Source organism: Streptomyces radicis, assembly GCF_003626575.1.
Classification (GTDB): domain Bacteria; phylum Actinomycetota; class Actinomycetes; order Streptomycetales; family Streptomycetaceae; genus Streptomyces; species Streptomyces radicis.
This window is the reverse complement of sequence record NZ_RBDY01000006.1, coordinates 200,052-216,483: the sequence shown is the minus strand read 5'-3', so window position 1 is coordinate 216,483 and position 16,432 is coordinate 200,052. Positions and strand designations below refer to the sequence as shown.

General features: G+C 70.1%; 20 protein-coding genes and 1 pseudogene. 12 read left to right on the top strand and 9 right to left on the bottom strand.

Features of this window, described 5'->3' with window-relative positions; genetic code table 11:
- Positions 1 to 6 precede the first annotated feature (6 nt).
- The 7 genes and pseudogenes from D7318_RS11715 to D7318_RS11685 form a co-directional block, all read right to left on the bottom strand.
- Positions 7 to 201, bottom strand: a complete 195-nt coding sequence (locus D7318_RS11715) for a hypothetical protein (RefSeq protein ID WP_120696859.1) — start codon at positions 199 to 201, stop codon at positions 7 to 9.
- Between the two features lie 16 nt (positions 202 to 217).
- Positions 218 to 409 carry a mobile element transfer protein gene (locus D7318_RS11710; protein WP_120696858.1) on the bottom strand — a complete coding sequence of 64 codons (192 nt, stop codon included), beginning with the start codon at positions 407 to 409 and terminating at the stop codon, positions 218 to 220.
- A 2-nt stretch (positions 410 to 411) separates the two neighbouring features.
- The gene (locus tag D7318_RS11705; protein ID WP_120696857.1) at positions 412 to 594 is read right to left on the bottom strand and encodes a hypothetical protein; all 183 of its coding nucleotides are present in this window, start codon (positions 592 to 594) and stop codon (positions 412 to 414) included.
- Positions 595 to 617: 23 nt separating this feature from the next.
- Positions 618 to 1,196, bottom strand: a pseudogene (locus D7318_RS11700) (DUF2637 domain-containing protein).
- Between the two features lie 75 nt (positions 1,197 to 1,271).
- Positions 1,272 to 2,615 carry an FtsK/SpoIIIE domain-containing protein gene (locus tag D7318_RS11695; RefSeq protein WP_120696856.1) on the bottom strand — a complete coding sequence of 448 codons (1,344 nt, stop codon included), beginning with the start codon at positions 2,613 to 2,615 and terminating at the stop codon, positions 1,272 to 1,274.
- 5 nt (positions 2,616 to 2,620) lie between these two features.
- Positions 2,621 to 2,971: an SCO3933 family regulatory protein gene (locus tag D7318_RS11690; RefSeq protein ID WP_120696855.1), complete on the bottom strand. Its 351-nt coding sequence runs from the start codon at positions 2,969 to 2,971 to the stop codon at positions 2,621 to 2,623.
- A gap of 176 nt (positions 2,972 to 3,147) precedes the next feature.
- Positions 3,148 to 3,936, bottom strand: a complete 789-nt coding sequence (locus D7318_RS11685) for a GntR family transcriptional regulator (protein ID WP_120696854.1) — start codon at positions 3,934 to 3,936, stop codon at positions 3,148 to 3,150.
- A 113-nt stretch (positions 3,937 to 4,049) separates the two neighbouring features.
- Here D7318_RS11685 and D7318_RS11680 point away from each other — a divergent pair, with 113 nt between their 5' ends.
- The 8 genes from D7318_RS11680 to D7318_RS11650 all read left to right on the top strand — a co-directional run bounded on the left by D7318_RS11680 (position 4,050) and on the right by D7318_RS11650 (position 11,439).
- Complete coding sequence (locus tag D7318_RS11680; protein WP_120696853.1) at positions 4,050 to 4,457, top strand: NUDIX hydrolase; 408 nt, start codon at positions 4,050 to 4,052, stop codon at positions 4,455 to 4,457.
- A 46-nt stretch (positions 4,458 to 4,503) separates the two neighbouring features.
- Positions 4,504 to 4,917: an ATP-binding protein gene (locus D7318_RS11675; RefSeq protein WP_120696852.1), complete on the top strand. Its 414-nt coding sequence runs from the start codon at positions 4,504 to 4,506 to the stop codon at positions 4,915 to 4,917.
- 4 nt (positions 4,918 to 4,921) lie between these two features.
- Positions 4,922 to 5,290, top strand: coding sequence for a hypothetical protein (locus D7318_RS11670; RefSeq protein WP_120696851.1), 369 nt, complete (start codon positions 4,922 to 4,924; stop codon positions 5,288 to 5,290).
- Positions 5,287 to 5,901 carry a hypothetical protein gene (locus D7318_RS11665; RefSeq protein WP_120696850.1) on the top strand — a complete coding sequence of 205 codons (615 nt, stop codon included), beginning with the start codon at positions 5,287 to 5,289 and terminating at the stop codon, positions 5,899 to 5,901. The genes D7318_RS11670 and D7318_RS11665 overlap by 4 nt, the downstream gene beginning before the upstream one ends.
- A 748-nt stretch (positions 5,902 to 6,649) precedes the next feature.
- Entirely contained in the window at positions 6,650 to 6,853 is a 204-nt protein-coding gene (locus tag D7318_RS32425) for a hypothetical protein (protein WP_147437665.1), read from the top strand.
- Positions 6,854 to 7,191: 338 nt separating this feature from the next.
- Positions 7,192 to 8,760 carry a restriction endonuclease gene (locus D7318_RS11660; RefSeq protein ID WP_230423651.1) on the top strand — a complete coding sequence of 523 codons (1,569 nt, stop codon included), beginning with the start codon at positions 7,192 to 7,194 and terminating at the stop codon, positions 8,758 to 8,760.
- A 310-nt stretch (positions 8,761 to 9,070) separates the two neighbouring features.
- Positions 9,071 to 10,282 (top strand): restriction endonuclease, encoded by a 1,212-nt coding sequence (locus D7318_RS11655; RefSeq protein WP_120696849.1) that lies wholly within the window; start codon positions 9,071 to 9,073, stop codon positions 10,280 to 10,282.
- Between the two features lie 137 nt (positions 10,283 to 10,419).
- Positions 10,420 to 11,439, top strand: coding sequence for an LLM class flavin-dependent oxidoreductase (locus tag D7318_RS11650; protein WP_120696848.1), 1,020 nt, complete (start codon positions 10,420 to 10,422; stop codon positions 11,437 to 11,439).
- Positions 11,440 to 11,448: 9 nt separating this feature from the next.
- Here D7318_RS11650 and D7318_RS11645 read toward each other — a convergent pair whose 3' ends face one another.
- A complete protein-coding gene (locus D7318_RS11645) occupies positions 11,449 to 12,021 on the bottom strand; it encodes a hypothetical protein (RefSeq protein ID WP_120696847.1) in 573 nt (190 codons plus the stop codon).
- A gap of 150 nt (positions 12,022 to 12,171) precedes the next feature.
- Here D7318_RS11645 and D7318_RS11640 point away from each other — a divergent pair, with 150 nt between their 5' ends.
- Complete coding sequence (locus D7318_RS11640) at positions 12,172 to 13,062, top strand: NUDIX hydrolase (protein ID WP_120696846.1); 891 nt, start codon at positions 12,172 to 12,174, stop codon at positions 13,060 to 13,062.
- Positions 13,059 to 13,886 (top strand): MBL fold metallo-hydrolase, encoded by an 828-nt coding sequence (locus D7318_RS11635; RefSeq protein WP_120696845.1) that lies wholly within the window; start codon positions 13,059 to 13,061, stop codon positions 13,884 to 13,886. Before D7318_RS11640 ends, D7318_RS11635 begins: the two co-directional genes overlap by 4 nt.
- Before the next feature lie 77 nt (positions 13,887 to 13,963).
- On the opposite strand, the gene D7318_RS11630 is transcribed toward D7318_RS11635, so the two are convergent.
- Positions 13,964 to 14,638: a Crp/Fnr family transcriptional regulator gene (locus D7318_RS11630; protein ID WP_086159807.1), complete on the bottom strand. Its 675-nt coding sequence runs from the start codon at positions 14,636 to 14,638 to the stop codon at positions 13,964 to 13,966.
- Positions 14,639 to 14,891: 253 nt separating this feature from the next.
- Between D7318_RS11630 and nth the strand changes: the two genes are divergently transcribed.
- Together nth and D7318_RS11620 are read left to right on the top strand one after the other, a co-directional pair.
- Positions 14,892 to 15,740, top strand: coding sequence for an endonuclease III (gene nth, locus D7318_RS11625; RefSeq protein WP_230423650.1), 849 nt, complete (start codon positions 14,892 to 14,894; stop codon positions 15,738 to 15,740).
- The gene (locus D7318_RS11620) at positions 15,737 to 16,423 is read left to right on the top strand and encodes an NUDIX hydrolase (protein ID WP_120696843.1); all 687 of its coding nucleotides are present in this window, start codon (positions 15,737 to 15,739) and stop codon (positions 16,421 to 16,423) included. Before nth ends, D7318_RS11620 begins: the two co-directional genes overlap by 4 nt.
- Positions 16,424 to 16,432 lie beyond the last annotated feature (9 nt).

Sequence of the window (16,432 nt, the reverse complement as noted above, 5' to 3'; positions counted from 1 at the left end):
AGTTGTCTAGTTGTATTGGTCGTTGACGATGTCGACGCCGGTGCGGGTGCCGGTGTCGATGGCGGGGGCGATGAAGGTGTCGGAGAGGTAGAACCCGAACAGGGCGATCACGACGACGAGCCAGGGGCGGACGCCGAGGAACTTCATCGCGCCGAGGGCAATCAGGCCGAGAACGACGACGAGGGGCAGGTTCACGGTCACGGCGGCGGGTCTCCGTTCAGTGGGCGGGGCAGCGGTGGGTGCGGGCGGCGAGTTCGGCGGCCGAGCGGGTGTCGTACTCGGCGGAGAACCCGCAGCGGGGCGCGGTGCACGCGGCCGTGTGCTTGGTCCGGCCCCGGTGGTCGTGGGCGGTGCCGACCTCGACCGGGCCGAGGCCGGCGATGTTGCGGAAGCGGCGCGGCGCGGGCATGGTCACCTCTCGGTGCGAAGGGTGCGGCCGGTGAAGTCGCGCAGGATGCGGGTGGCTTCTTCCTCGCTGTCGGTACGGTCGGCGGCTTCCTCCGCCAGGAGCCGCGCCAGGGTGGGGCGGCCGGTCGTGGCCATCTCATGTGCGGCTTCGAGGTGTTCGGCGGTGGTGGGGAACTGCCGGGTCATTGCGGGCATCGCCTCCTTGTCAGTCAGAGCTGTTGGGTGATGGCGTCGGCCAGCGGCGCGGGGACGCCGAGGCGGGCGCGCAGGGTCGGTGGGGCGATGGGTTGGCCGGTGCGCGCGTGGTGGTCGGCGGCGACCTTCCGCGCGTGCGCGAGCAGCGCCTCGGGCACGTTCACGGCCGGTGCCGGTGCGGCCGTTGGCGGGGGTTCGGGTGCGGTGGGTTGGTCGTGCTGGGCAGGTTGAGGTGTGTGGGCGAGGAGGGTGCCGCCGAGGAAGGCGACGGCGGGTCATCCGGCGACGAGGATGCGCAGCCAGGTGGGCACGTCGTTCATGTCGAGGAGCCCCGCGGTGGCGACGTTCGCGCCGAGGGAGGCGGTGAGGGCGATGAGGAACCAGCACCAGCCCGCCGCCTTGCCCGTGTCGCCGGTGCGCAGGCGCCGCCAGGCGGCGACCAGCAGCAGGTCAACGGAGATCGGGTAGGCCCATGCTTTCCAGCCGTCTTGTCCGGCCGCCGCGGCGAGATCGTGGATGTGGGCGAAGGACAACGCAGCAGCAATGACCGCCTGGACCAAGACGGCATCGATCCGTCCCACGAGGGCACGCACCACGGGTTGCCTCCTTCCGGGTTTCGGGCATGGCTCGGGTAGGGACATGGCGAATTGAGGGATGTAAGGGGCGGTTCAGCCTTTGGACTCGACCGGCGCGGTGAGCGGCTGGAACGGCTTCAGCGCGGGAACGTCGGGCACGAGGTGCGCCGAGTCGCGGCAGCGTGCTGCGGCGTCGGCGAGGGAGAGGTACGGGGTGCGGATGCGGGTCCAACCGCCCGAGGAATCCCCCGCCACGGCCAGACCGGGGCGTTCTGCCGGGATGGCACACGCGGCGATAACGGCGTCGGGGGCGATGTCGCCCAGGGCCATCTTCGCGGAGGCTTCGTCGTTGACGCGGTGGCAGACGCGGCCGGAGAGCTGGGCGCGGAGCATGGTGGCGCCCTTGCCCAGCTCGGCGCCGAACCGCTGCCCGCAGACTTCGAGGTAGATGCCTGCCGCGCGGCCGAGCTGGGCGAGGCGGATGAGCTGCGTCACCATCTCATCCCGCCGCTCCTCATCCTTCCGCGTCGCGGTGAGGAACAACTCGGCCACCTCATCCACGAACACCACGACCGGCACGGGCCGTTCATGCTCCGGCAGGCCCCACACGTCCGAGGTGATCTCGGCATCCGGCACGTCCCCGGGTATGCGCTGGCGGGCGCGTATGAGGTCGTAGCGTTCCTCCATCAGCGCGACCAGGACGGGCAGTAGCTCGGCCGCCTGCTCCGGGTCGGTGGCCAGGGCGGACAGGCGCGGGGCGAACGGCGCCAGCTCGACCCCGCGTTTGCAGTCGATCCCGACCAGCGCCACCGGCTGAGGCGCCAGGCCCGTGACCAGGTGGCGCAGGAACATGGACTTCCCCGCCAGCGTTGCGCCGAGGGTCAGTTGATGGGGGACGGTCCGGTAGTCGCGGACGAACGCGGTGGCGTCCTCCCGCAGGGCCACCGGAACCCGCAGGAACCCGCCTTCCGTTCTTCTCGGCATGCGCACGCGGTTGAGGACGTCGTAGCCGACGAGTCGCAGTTCGACCGTGCCCGGCTTGACCTCCGCCACGTGAACGGCGTGCACACCCCACGCGTGCCGCAGCCGTTCCGTCGAGGCCGCGACATCGGCCATCTCCTGGCCGGGCGCGAGCCGCATCCTCAGCCGCAACCCGGTCGAGGTGGGCCGCAGCAGGCCGCGCCGGGGCGGAACCGGCCGCACCTCACGACGCGTCGCCGCCCGCACGGCCAACGCCCGCAGGCGCGACGGCGGAACGGTCAGGCCGCACGCGTCCATCACCGACCCGTACGACCCCACCAACCGCGCCGCCGAGACCGGCAGGCCGACCGCCGACCAGAACACATGCGGGTACCTGACTCGGGTCCAGACCGCCCCACCACCCAGCACCGCAGCGGGCCCACCCACCCCAAGCACCGTCAGCAACTCAGACGACATGGCGGTCAGGCCCCCGCCCCGACCGGGAACGCGGCCGGGGTCACCGCGGCGGCGCGGTAGGCGATGCCGTGCCGCTGCTGCCCGTTGAACACCGACTCCCACGGCCGCACCACCAGCCCCGGCAAGGCCACCGGACCGCCCAGCGCCAGCCCCTCGGACACCCCCGACGCGGGAACGGTGACCTGGATCAGTGAGGACTCCCCGTCCTCGATGTACACCACACCAAGCCGCATCAGCGTCTCACCGCTGACGGCGTCCTTGGCGATCTCCCCCGTCTGCCGGTCCCGCACCTTCGGCTCGGGTGCCTCGGTCAGCAGGATGGTCGCGGCGGAGGTCTCAACTCGAATGGAACGCAACGTACCTTCTCCTTGTTCGGCGGGGACCGACCCTGACACCTAGTCGTCTAGACAAGATGCCGCGAACCGATCCCGCACGGGTGGTAGCGCGCTCCAGTGTGCCACACACTCAGCCACTCGTCTATACGAGTAGGGGGGTGTGTGCGAGTCGCCGCCCGCGACGACAACGCCCCGGTTCAGGTGGCCGGGAGCTGGTACGCCAGCACGTAGGCGTCGGCGGCCATGACCGTGTCGCAGACCTCGACCGGTCGCCCTTCGGTGTCGAACGCGGTGCGGATGAGGTGGATCACGGGTACGCCGGAGGCGAGCCGCAGCGTCCTGATCTCGGCCGGGGAGGGCATGCGGGCGCGGATCTCCTCCTCGAAGTGGTCGAGGCGGTGGCCGAGTTCTTCGAGCCGGGCGTAGATGCCTCCGGGCCCGGGGTTGGGCTGGGCGATGGGGGTGTTCCGGGCCAGGTCGAGCGGGAGGAACGAGGCCGCGAACTCCACCGGCCGCCCGTCCAGCAGGTAGCGGCGACGCCGGGCCAGCACACGGCGCGGGCCGCCGAGCCTGGCGGAGACATCCTGGGTGGGACGTTCCTCCTTGACCTCCAGGCTGTCGACCTCCGGGCGGCTCCCCGCGGCTTCGGCCTCCACGGTGAACGCCGACTTCCCCTGCTCGCGGTGCCGCCTGGCGAACCGGTCGGAGGCCAGCCGCCGCACCGGGGGCCGGGGCCGGACGAAGACGCCCTTGCCGTGCTCGGAGTGCACCAGGCCCTCGCCCTGGAGGACGGACAGCGCGTTGCGGACGGTCATCCGGGAGACGCCGTAGTGCTCCACCAGCTCGGACTCGGACGGCAGCTTGGCACCTTCCTTGAACCGCCCCTTGTCGATCGCTTCCCGCAGCTGGTCGGCGATCTGGCGGAAGACCGCCCGATCGCTGGTGGAGTCCAACGCGCCCAGCACGCCGGAGGGAAGAGCTACCATGCCGGTTACTCCTTTAGGTATCTAGACGAGATGCCAAGTTCTGTTGCTACGGTGAGAGAGCCTAGCCACCTTCGAGGAACGTGAGGCCCGTGAGCACCAATCGTCCGCATTCGGTGAGCGTCGCCGGAGTCATCATCGACGACCAGGACCGAGCCCTGCTCATCCAGCGCCGCGACAACGGGCACTGGGAGCCACCGGGCGGAGTGGTCGAAGCAGGCGAGACGATCCCCGACGCCCTGGCCCGGGAAGTCCTCGAAGAGACCGGCCTCAAGATCGCCACACCCGCCGCGCTCACCGGCGTCTACAAGAACATGACCGGCCTGATCGTTTCCCTCGTCTTCCGCTGCGAGGCCATCGACGGCCAGGCCACCACCGGGGCCGAGACCAAGGCCCTGCGGTGGGTCACCCGCGACGAGGTCAACGCCCTGGCCGACGAGGCATACGCCGTCCGCGTCACCGACGCCATGAACGACACGTGCCCACCGGCCGTCCGCGCCCACGACGGCGTGAAACTCATCTAGCACATCCATCGCGTCCATGGCCGCCCACCAGCAGAAAGGAACTTGTATGCACGAGTATATGAGTGGTTGGTTCGCGTGGGTAGTGGACTGTCCAGGAATCCCCGAAGAACTCGCCCGCGCCCGACACCACGTTCACCAGCTCCTCGACGGCAACCCCCACGCCGACGACGCCGCGCTGATCGTCACCGAGCTGGGCACCAACGCCATCACCCACACCGACAGCGCCAAGACCACCTTCCGCCTGGTCCTGGTCCACGGCCCCGACGGCATCAGCATCACCGTCACCGACGCCGGAGGAACGACCACCCGCCCCCACGTCGAACGCCCCGAGGACACCGCCGACCACGGCCGCGGCCTGGCCCTCGTCACCGCACTCGCCACCACCCTCACCATCACGGGCGACGACCACGGCCACACCGTCACCGCCGAGATCCACACCACCCCGGCAACGGCGAGGTGACCCGATGCCGTTCAACACCCTCTGGTGCGAGGCCATAGCCCTCAACTCCGCCACCGGACACACCCACTGGCTCGGCGCCCACGCCACCCGCACACCGCGCCTCGCCCTGCGCTGGATACGCACCCGAGCCCTCGCCATACGAGACCAGGTCGACACCCCCGAACGCTGGCCCATCAACGCCTGGCTCCTCGACGACCGCGAACACCAATACGCCCTCGACCAGTTGGCCACCGGCGGCATGTACGCCCACACCATCCACGACGCCACCCTCAGCTACCTCCTCACCGCCCGCCCCATCCCGAGAACGGCCGCCCATCGCCCCGAAGGAACTTGTATGCACGAGTACGCAAGGGAAGCCGCGGACGCCCGATGAACCCCACACCCACCACAAGGACCGTCCCCTACATCACCCAGTGGAGCGGCGAACGCCCCGCCGACGTACGGGTCATCGAACGCCGAGGCCGCCTGGCCTACGCCGACGAACGCTCCTACGACCGCGACACCGGAGGCGTCCTGTGGCGCCGCATCCCCTCCACCCCCGGCAAAGGCAAGCCCGAATTCGGCGCCGTCCACGCCCTGCGCCAACGCGTCGCCATGGCCGGACTCCTCTGCCAAGTCTGCGGAAAACCCGCCGACCGCAACAACAACGGCGTCCTATGGCTCATGGGCGAAGCACCCGACGCCCCCGGCACCTGGCCCCAAGGACTCGAAACCACCCACCCACCGGTCTGCCAACCCTGCGCGTCCGTGTCGGCCCGAGCCTGCCCCCACCTCCGCCAGCGCTACGTCACCCTACGCGTCCGCTCCTGGACCCCGGTCGGAGTTCACGGCGCCCTCTACCGCCCAGGCCACCAAGGCCCCGTCCTCACCGACGCCGCAGGCATCCCCTTCGACAACCCCGCCATACAGTGGGTCATCGCCGCCCAACTCGTCATGCGCCTCGACCACTTCACCCTCACCGACCCCACCACCGAGACGCGTTGAGTTACAACCTTCCCCACGACATCAAGGCGCCGCGCAAGCGCGGCGCGCGCGGCAGCGGCGGCCCCCGGGCCGCCGCTCCTGCCTCCGCCCCGCACCGGCCCTGGGCCCGCCGACCGCGCAACAACGAGCAGACCGTGAAGGGTTGCTGTCTCGGGCGCCGTCGTGGCTGGGGGTCGGCTCCACGGCTTTACGCACCTGCCGAGCTCGGGGCCCGCGTCGGGCAAGGCCAGGGGGCCATCGGCCGGATCAACCGGGCAGGGCTCCGCCCCGCCCGATCAGCTGAGCAAGCGTACGGCCCCCTGACCATGCCCGACCCCAACCCCAACAGGACACCGCCCAAACCCGCTCCACCGCCCTTGCGGAGCCGATGGCCGGAAATCCAGCACACAAATAGGTGTGGCTTCGGTCACGCCGATACTAGTGAATAGTGGGGCATAAACTCCAACTTTGCCACACATGTGGCAAAGTGTGAATCATTGCGCTGGAAATCCAACGTACCCCCGTTGGATCGATGATTGGATCTCTTCTTCCTGCACGTCAGAAGCGATAAACCATGGGTTTCATATATCCAGAGTCGCACCGGTTCCCGGGTGCGGATCAGCTGGCATATTTGCTTCAGTTACGCAAATGGAGAGGTTTGTGCGGTCGGGGCCTGGCTCGCATCATTGAAGCAAGAGAAGGTCCGCCGGTACCGCGCAGCTTGCCGGCAAGAGCAGTACCGGCGGGCAGGGCCCCATAGGAGGTTGATATGAGTCTGACCCCACAACCCCGCCACCTGTCAAACACTGATGCCCGTCCGTGGGTGGTCGCGATCATCGTGGTTGTCGCGATCTTCCGGGTTCCAGGCACCGAGCTGACCACGCTGTTCCTCACGCTTAGTTCGGTGTTCGCACTGCTGCTCGGCCACGGCCGTACAGCAGCGAAGCACAGCAACCGCAAGAACCTCACATGACCCGTAGCGGGCGTCACGAGCCTGCTGACCAGCCACGCAGACCTCAGCGACCTCCCCGCCCGTAGTTCGGGACGAAGAGGTCGTGGGTTCAAATCCCGCCACCCCGACGGTAGAAGTACAAGATCAGGGGCTTGATCCGCAACAGCGGGTCGGGCCCCTGAGTGGTTTCCTCCTCCTTCTCGGGAGCCGACTTCGAGATCCGGCCCCCCGGGGCGGCCAGAGCAAGTCGTGCCGACCCTTGTGCACCCTCAACAGCTGCCTGCTGACGTCATCGACCTGGTGCGGGATACTACTGAGGGTTCCGATCCGGCGATCATGGACTGAGCTGGGGGAAAACAGTGGCGGGCGGGAACGATCCTTACGCGCGGGAACTCGCACGGCAGGCCAGGGAGCGGGAGCGGGCCAGAAAGGCCGCCGAGGCCGAGGCCAAGAGGAAGGCCCGTGAGGAGAAGCTCGCATACGCAGCGGCCCGTGCACAGGAAGCGATTGACCGCACCAGTGTGGCTGAGCATGATGCCGAGCAGCTCTCCACGCTTCTTCGCACAACCCTGCTCGACGAGCGCCCGCTGACCTTCGATCGACTGAGGCAGGAGTTCGTTCCCTCCCTGTTCGTGTCCCCTAAGGGGTGTACCAAGGCAGCCCCCTTACCCCGCTGGGAGGAGTACGAACCGGAGCCCCCCCGAGGGTTGCTCGGTGCCCTCGGGTTTGGGCGCCGCGGATATGACGCCGAGGTTGAAGCCGCGCGCAAGCGATTCGACAGGGCCTTGCGGGACCATGCGCAGGAGGAGAAGAAGCGCGTCGACAAGCTGGACAAGGCCCGCGCTCGCCACGAGGAACGCAACCAGGAGGAAGCCGCCCGAGTCGAGGCGTGGAATGCCAGTCTCGAACAGCGCCGGAACGCCTACCGGGACAGGGATGTCGAAGCCGTCGAGTGGTTCATCGACCAGGTCTTGGCCGCGTCCGTGTATCCGCACGGCTTCCCCAGGGTTCATCAGGTCTCGTATCAGGCGGACACCGGCGACCTGCTGGTTCAGATCGACCTGCCGCTGGAGGACGTGGTTCCGGCAGCCCGCGCGTATCGGTATGTGAAAACACGCGACGAGATCACGCCTGTTCCGCGTCCGGAGAAAGAGCGCAAGGAGCTGTACTCGTCAGTCCTGGCGCAGACCGCCTTGCGCACCGTTCACGAGATCCTTGCCTCGGATACCGAACGCGTGATCCGGTCCGTCGCCCTGAACGGCCATGTAGCCACCATCGACCGCGCTACCGGGCGCGACGTCCATCCCTGCTTGATCACGCTTCAAGCGGACCGTGGCGAGTTCAGTCAACTGGTCCTGACGCAGGTGGACCCTCAGGCATGTCTGAAACGGCTGCGGTCATTGATCTCTCCGAACCCGTACGAGCTGGAACCCGTACGCCCGCTGGTGACCTTCGACCTGTCCAAGTTCCGCCTCATGGACAGCCTGGACGTGGTGGCCGGATTGGACAGCCGGCCCGTACTGATGGACCTGACACCCGTGGAGTTCGAGCACCTCATCAGGCAGTTGTTCGAGGCCATTGGTCTGGACAGCGTGAACACTCAGCCGTCGAGCGACGAGGGTGTGGACGCGGTCGCCATGAACACCGACCCCGTCATGAAAGGGCTGTGCATCATCCAGGCCAAACGCACCAAGAACGTGGTGCCGTTCGAGACCGTCTCCGCACTCGCCGGTGTGGTGGAACACAAACGGGCGGCCAAGGGCATCCTGGTGACGACATCCTGGTTCGGCCGGGCCAGCGAGGCGTTCGCCAACGAGCACGGGCGGCTGGAACTCCTTGACGGGGCCAACCTGGTGCATCTGTTCAAGGAGCACATGAACCTCGACGTCATCCCCGGCCCAGTGCCACCGAAGCGGCGTCCGAGGTAGGCATCGCGCCCCGATCCAGGGCGCGATGTCTCCGCTACTACTCCTGGCGTGCCCCTCGTGCCCTCGTGCACTGAGGAACTCGTTCAGCACATGCACCGGCGAGCGACGGGACAATTTCTGCGATCGTCGGCGGAGCGAAGGAGAAGTTGGCGGCAGCGAGGGACAAGGTCGCGGCAAAGACCCTGATCGTCGTCAAGGGGCTCGTCGATCACGGCCCGGGCGGGAGGGGAGCACCCACAGACGTTTCGGTGCAAGCCGCTGGGCTGTGATGCCGGTGGGAGTGTCCGGGGCGGGTGGTACACGTACTCACATGACGTTTACTGTCTCTGCTGAGCCGCATGTGCCCTTCGAAGCCCTGGCAGGTGCTGACCTGGTCGTGGACGCCGTCTACGCCAGCGGGATCAAAGGGCACAAGGGCGACGAACCAATAGCGCGCCTCATCAAGGGCGTTGGCAACCAGGGCGGGATACGGCCTGCGGGTTCGCCGGCGAAAAGGGCCGTCCGTCTGGCAGCCCTCTACACGACGGGCACCGAGGTTGACTGGCCTGATCACCTGGACCCCGAGACAGGGATCTTCACCTACTACGGAGACAACAGGAAGCCGGGTCAGGATCTCCATGGCACCTCACGTGGAGGCAACATACTGCTGCGGGACGCCTTTGCTGCCTCGCACGGTACAGAGGAAGACCGCCTGAAGTATGTGCCGCCTTTCCTCCTCTTCCAAAGGGCTGCGAATATGGGACGCGCCGTACGGTTCCGGGGCCTTCTCGCGCCCGGCGGACCGTCACTCACACCGGATGACGAGCTCGCCGCCATCTGGAGGACAACCTCCGGTGAGCGCTTCCAGAACTACCGCGCCCGCTTCACCGTGCTCGACCACGACCGCATATCGAGGGCATGGATAGAGCACCTGCTCGAGGGAGGCAGCCCGATAGAAGGCGACTGCCCGCCCGCCTGGGCCAGCTGGGTCAACGGGCGCGCATACATGCCACTGCTGGCCCCGGCGACCACCCTCATCCGCCCCAAGGCCGATCAGCTGCCCGACGACCGGGAAGGCCAGGCCATCCTCGAGGCCATCCACGGCCACTTCCAGAGCCAGGAGCACGGCTTCGAAGCCTGCGCAGTCGCCATCTGGCGCCTTATCGCGCCCCGCACCGGTGCCTGCGACATCACCCGTCCCAGCCGCGACGGCGGTCGCGACGCCGTGGGCCAGTACATCCTCGGTCCCCCGGCCGCCACGATCACCATCGATTTCGCCCTCGAGGCCAAGTGCTACGCCGTCAGCAACTCGGTCGGCGTCAGAGAGGTCTCCCGCCTCATCTCACGCCTGCGGCACCGCAACTTCGGCGTACTCGTGACCACGTCCTACTTCCACAAGCAGGTCCAGGAGGAGATACACGACGACGGTCACCCCATCGCCCTCGTATGCGGCAAAGACATCGTCGACATCCTCCGGCAGCACGGCCACACCACTGTCGGCGCGGTCCAGCACTGGCTCCGGCAGAACTTCCCCGCACAGTGAACCCAACGGGAGCTGCGGGCCGGAAGTACCGCAGCCACGGTGGCCATCAGCACCGCGCCCGCCCCCGTCCCTCGACGTGCCCGGCCCCCCGGGAGCCTACTGTGGGTGCCAACGCGCCCGAGCGTCGGAGGGGAAACGTGTCAGCTGCCTCAAGGGCCCTGCGCAAGCTGGGCTTTCTCACCATCGGCCTCTTCGACGAGCACGACCCGCGCGCCGGGCACGAGGCCACGCTCGCGCTCATCGAGCTGGGCGAGCGGCTCGGGTTCGACAGCGCGTGGGTGCGGCATCGGCATCTCCAGTACGGGATCTCCTCGCCCGTCGCCGTGCTGGCCGCGGCCTCGCAGCGCACCAGCCGCATCCACCTCGGCACCGCCGTCATCCCGCTCGGCTGGGAGAACCCCCTGCGCCTCGCCGAGGACCTGGCCACCGTCGACATCCTGTCGGGCGGCCGCCTCAACCCCGGGGTCAGCGTGGGCCCGCCGATGCGGTACGAGGAGGTCAGGGGCGCGCTGTACCCCGACACCGCCGACGCCGAGGACTTCGGCCACGAACGCGTCCGGCGGCTGCTCGACTTCGTGCGCGGGGAGCCCGCGACCGGGTTCCGCGGAACGGCGGGCTTCGAGGCGTTCTCCGACCGCGTCCAGCCGCACGCCCCCGGTCTCGCCTCCCGCATGTGGTACGGCGCGGGGAGCCTGCGGTCGGCGCGGTGGGCGGGGGAGCACGGCATGAACCTCCTGACCAGCAGCGTCGTCAAGGCCGAGGAGTCCGAGGACTTCGCCGAGATCCAGCTGTCGCACATCAGGACGTTCCGCGCGCACCACCCCGAAGGGGAGCGCGCGCGGGTCTCACACGGCCTGGTCGTCATCCCCACCGACTCCGCGACGCCCGAACAGCGCGCGAAGTACGAGGCGTACGCCCAGGAGCGCACGCCCCGGACGGCCGCGCCGCAGGGCCCCGCGCGCATGATGTTCGCGCCCGACATCGTCGGGGACTCGGCGGAGATCGCCGAACGGCTGCGCGCACACGCCGCGTTCCGCGAGGTCGACGAGGTGGCGTTCGCGCTGCCGTTCACCTTCGCCCCCGAGGACCATGTCCAGATCCTCACCGACATGGCCACCCACCTCGGCCCCGCCCTCGGCTGGCGCCCCGCGGCCTGAACGAGGCGTTCAGCGCACCGGCCCCCTGCCGTGGCGGCGGAGCGGGGGGCGGCCCCTTCTGTCGTGCGTCGGCCTTCTGCGGTGCGGGACGCGGGCGGCGGGCGGATCGGCGGCGGTCAGGTCGCGAAGGGTCTCCTCCGGCGGCTGGCCCGGCGGGATGAGCAGCAGGTCCTCGACGATCAGCGCCTCGGTGAGGAAGTGGCCCGTCGGCCCTTCGGCGTGCGTGATGCGCAGCCCGCGGGACTCCGCCAGGACGTGCAGCTGGGCGAGCGAGAAGACGCGGTGGAACGCGTCGATCGCGTCGGGGGCGCGCAGGCCGTCGAGCTGTTCGAAGAGGTGCGAGGTCAGCGTGCGGTACTCCTCGTCGGTGCTCTCCGCGTAACGCCTCCGCAGCAGGTCGAGGCCCGGCCCCTCGGTGAAGTCGACGAGCGTGCCGAGTCGGGCGCGGGCCTCCATCGCCGTCACATGGCGGGGGTCGTAGGCCGTCCTGATCACGCCGTCCACCTCGCGGTGCGTGAGGGGGGTGGTGTGCGGCAGCTCCGCCTGTTCGAAGCGGGCGGGCCGCGTTCCGTCCGAGGTCACGGTATGCCTTTCCTCCACGGTGCGGTCACTCACGGTTCGGTCACTGCCCCGACGGGCGGGGCGAGACGGGCGGTTCCGCGCCAGGGCCGCAACCACCCGCGTGAGCTATGTCTCGATCCGGTGCGCGGTCGGGCTCGCTAGCATCCGTGCATGGCGGGAACGGGTGGGCAGTGGTATCCGGCGGAGTGGCCCGAACGGGTCAGGGCGCTGGCACGCGGGGAGTTGGTGCCTGTTCAGCCGCGGCGGGCCGCGACCGTGATGCTGGTGCGCGACGGCGCGGAGGGGGCGCTCGAGGTCTTTCTGCTGCGCCGGCGCGCGTCGATGGCCTTCGCGGCGGGGATGTACGCCTACCCCGGCGGCGGGGTCGATCCCCGGGACGGGGACGGCGAGAACGGCGTGGTGCTCGCCGCGGTGCGCGAGACGTTCGAGGAGGCGGGCGTGCTGCTCGCGGGCCCGACGCCCGGCGAGCTGGTCGGGGACGTGACGGGGCCCGGGTGGGAGGCGGACCGGGTGGCGCTGGTCGGGCGGGAGTCGGCGCTCGCCGACGTGCTCGCGCGGCGCGGCCTCGTGGCGCGCGCGGACCTGCTGCGGCCGTGGGCGCGGTGGATCACGCCGGAGTTCGAGGCGCGGCGGTACGACACGTGGTTCTACCTGGCGGCGCTGCCCGAGGGGCAGGCGACGCGGAACGCCTCGACCGAGGCCGACCACGTCGCGTGGCTGCCGCCCCGGCGCGCGGTGGAGGCGTACGAGCGGGGCGCGTTGCTCATGCTGCCGCCGACGGTCACCACCTTGCGCGAGCTTGCGGAGTTCCGAACGGTCGCCCAGGCGCTCGAAGCGGCGCGCGAACGCGATCTCGCGCCGGTCATGGCGCGGGCGCGGCTGGTGGGGGACGAGGTGGTCCTGAGCTGGCCGGGGTATGACGAGTTCGAACGGAGGGCGGCCGCGTCGGCCGCCGAGGAAGCCGGGCGAGCCGAGGAAGCCGGGCGAGCCGGTGGAACGGACATCCGACGCACCAACTCCCAGGAGGAGGCGGAACGATGAGCGACGCGCCACTGCCGGGCCAACCGCTGCCGGGCGTGCGCGAGGGGCGGGTCACCGAACGGGCGGCGCTCGTTCTCGCGCCCAACCCCTCGCCCATGACGCTGGACGGCACCAACACCTGGATCCTGGCCGAGCCCGGCGCCACCGAGGCCGTGGTCGTCGACCCAGGGCCCGAGGACGAGGGGCATCTGCGCCGGGTGATCGACGCCGTCGAGGGAGCCGGGCAGCGCGTCGCCCAGGTCCTGCTGACGCACGGGCACCCGGACCACGCGGAGGGCGCGGCGCGTTTCGCCGAGCTGACCCGCGCGCCGGTGCGCGCGCTCGACCCGCGGCTGCGGCTGGGGGACGAGGGGCTCGGCGAGGGCGACGTGGTCACCGCGGGCGGGCTCGAGCTGCGCGTCGTGGCGACGCCGGGGCACACGGGGGACTCGCTGTCGTTCCAGCTGCCCGCGGACGCCGCGGTGCTGACCGGCGACACCGTGCTCGGCCGCGGCACGACCGTGGTCGCGCACCCGGACGGGAGGCTGGGCGACTACCTGGACTCGCTGCGCAGGCTGCGCTCCCTCACCGTGGACGATGGCGTCAGCACGGTGCTGCCGGGCCACGGGCCCGTGCTGCGCGACGCGCAGGGCGCGCTCGACCACTACCTGGTGCACCGGGCGCGGCGGCTCGCGCAGGTGGAGACGGCCGTGGAGAACGGCTACCGCACCGCCGCCGAGATCGTCGCCCACGTGTACGCGGACGTGGACCGGTCCGTGTGGCCGGCGGCCGAGCTGTCCGTGCGGGCGCAGCTCGACTACCTACGCGAACATGGCCTGATCTGAACGGCCCTGATCCGAACGATCCTGAACGGTCCTGAACGCCACCGACTCGACGCGACCCGACGCGATCCGCTCGCGACCTACCGCGAGCGGCGCGCCAGGCGTTCGATGTCCAGCAGGATCACCGCGCGCGCCTCGAGGCGCAGCCAGCCGCGGGCGGCGAAGTCGGCCAGCGCCTTGTTGACCGTCTCGCGGGAGGCGCCGACCAGCTGGGCCAGCTCCTCCTGGGTGAGGTCGTGCACGACGTGGATGCCCTCCTCGGACTGCACGCCGAAGCGGCGCGACAGGTCGAGCAGGGCGCGCGCCACGCGCCCGGGAACGTCCGAGAAGACCAGGTCGGACATCTGGTCGTTGGTGCGGCGCAGGCGGCGCGCGACCGCGCGCAGGAGCGCGGCGGCGACCTCGGGGCGGGCGCTGAGCCAGGGCTGGAGGTCGCCGTGGCCCAGGCCGAGCAGCCTGACCTCGGTGACGGCCGTGGCGGTGGCGGTGCGCGGGCCCGGGTCGAAGAGCGACAGCTCGCCGATGAGCTCGCCGGGGCCGAGGACGGCCAGCATGTTCTCCCGGCCGTCGGGGGAGGTGCGGTGCAGCTTGACCTTGCCGTCGGTGACGACGTAGAGCCGGTCGCCGGGATCGCCCTCGTGGAAGAGGGTGTCCCCGCGGGCGAGGGTCACCTCGGCCATGGAAGCGCGCAGCTCAGCGGCCTGCTCGTCGTCGAGCGCCGCGAAGAGTGGGGCGCGTCGCAGAACGTCGTCCACGAGTTCCTCTCCTTGTCGGCCAGGGTCGGCCAGGGTCCCACCTCATGATGCCGGACGCCTCGGCAGTGCTATCAGTCACAAGTTTGACGTACCGGGACAGCTGCTGACACGCCAGGGGCCCGTTCGAGCGGGCTTTCGGCGAGGGCCGGACGAATGTCGGTGGGGCCGTTTAGGCTGGCCGAGTGGTCAACGACCCCATGGCGCCCACCAAGCCGGGCGCGATCCGCACATGAGGAATGAGAGGGCCGGACGGGTGAGCGCTACCCAGGATTCCGCTGAGAGCGAACGCGGCGGGGCCGGGCGGGTGAGCGGTGGCGGCGGCGGCGGCCGCGCGAAGCCGGAGACCCGCCTCGGGATGGTCCGGCGCGCCCGCAAGATCAACAGAGCCCTGGCCGAGGTGTATTACTACGCGCACCCCGAGCTCGACTTCAGGGACTCGTTCGAGCTGCTGATCGCGACCGTCCTGTCAGCCCAGACCACCGACCTCCGGGTGAACCAGACCACCCCCCGCCTCTTCGCCGCCTATCCCACGCCCGAGGACATGGCGAACGCCGACCCGGCCGAGCTCGAGCGGATCATCCGGCCGACGGGCTTCTTCCGCAGCAAGGCCAGGGCGTTGCTCGGCATCTCGGTGGCGCTGCGGGACCGGTTCGACGGGCAGGTGCCGGGGCGGCTCGAGGACCTGGTGTCGCTGCCCGGGGTCGGCCGCAAGACGGCGCACGTCGTCCTGGGGAACGCGTTCGGCAGGCCAGGCATCACCGTCGACACCCACTTCCAGCGGCTCGCGCGCCGCTTCGGGTGGACCGAGCAGAAGGATCCGGACAAGATCGAGGCCGAGGTCGGGGAGATCTTCCCGAAGAAGGAGTGGACGATGCTCTCGCATCGCGTCATCTTCCACGGCCGCCGCATCTGCCACAGCCGTAAGCCCGCGTGCGGGGCCTGCCCCATCGCGCATCTGTGCCCGTCGTTCGGCGAGGGCGAGACGGACCCGGAGCGGGCGAAGAAGCTCCTGAAGTACGAGATGGGCGGCTTCCCCGGGCAGCGGCTCGATCCACCGGCCGACTATCCAGGCAAGCCCGCGCCGCCGCTGGACGCCGCATGACCAGTGCCCATGGGGCGGGGATCGGCGTCGTCGACCCGACGTGCCTGCCGGAGTGGCTCAGGCCGCTGGCCCAGGCCGCGGCGACGGTGAAGGCCCGTCAGCTCAGCGCCTTCCTGCCGCCTGCCGTGGGCGGGCGGCCCGCCGCCGTGCTGGTGCTCTTCGGCGAGGGCACCAGGGGCCCCGAGCTGCTCCTGCTCGAGCGCGCCTCGAGCCTGCGGAACCACGCGGGGCAGACGTCGTTCCCCGGCGGCACGCTGGATCCCGAGGACGGCGATCCCGAGGTCGAGGGGCCCTTGGGCGCGGCCCTGCGGGAGGCCGAGGAGGAGACGGGGCTCGACCCCGCGGGTGTGCGCGTCTTCGCCACCCTGCCGCGGCTGTACATCCCGGTCACCGACTTCGTCGTCTCGCCCGTGCTGGCCTGGTGGAGCGCCCCTTCGCCGGTGGCGCCCGTCGACCCTGCCGAGACGGCGCGGGTCTTCACCGTTCCGGTCGCCGACCTCACCGACCCGCGCAGGCGCGGCGTCGCCATGCACCCGAGCGGGTATCGCGGCCCCTGTTTCCAGGTGAGCGGCACGCTCGTGTGGGGGTTCACGGCCGGGGTGATCGACCGGATCCTGCACTTCGCCGGGTGGGAGCGGCCATGGGACCGCGACAGGGAGATCCCGCTCGACCACAGAGCGTGAGACCGTAGC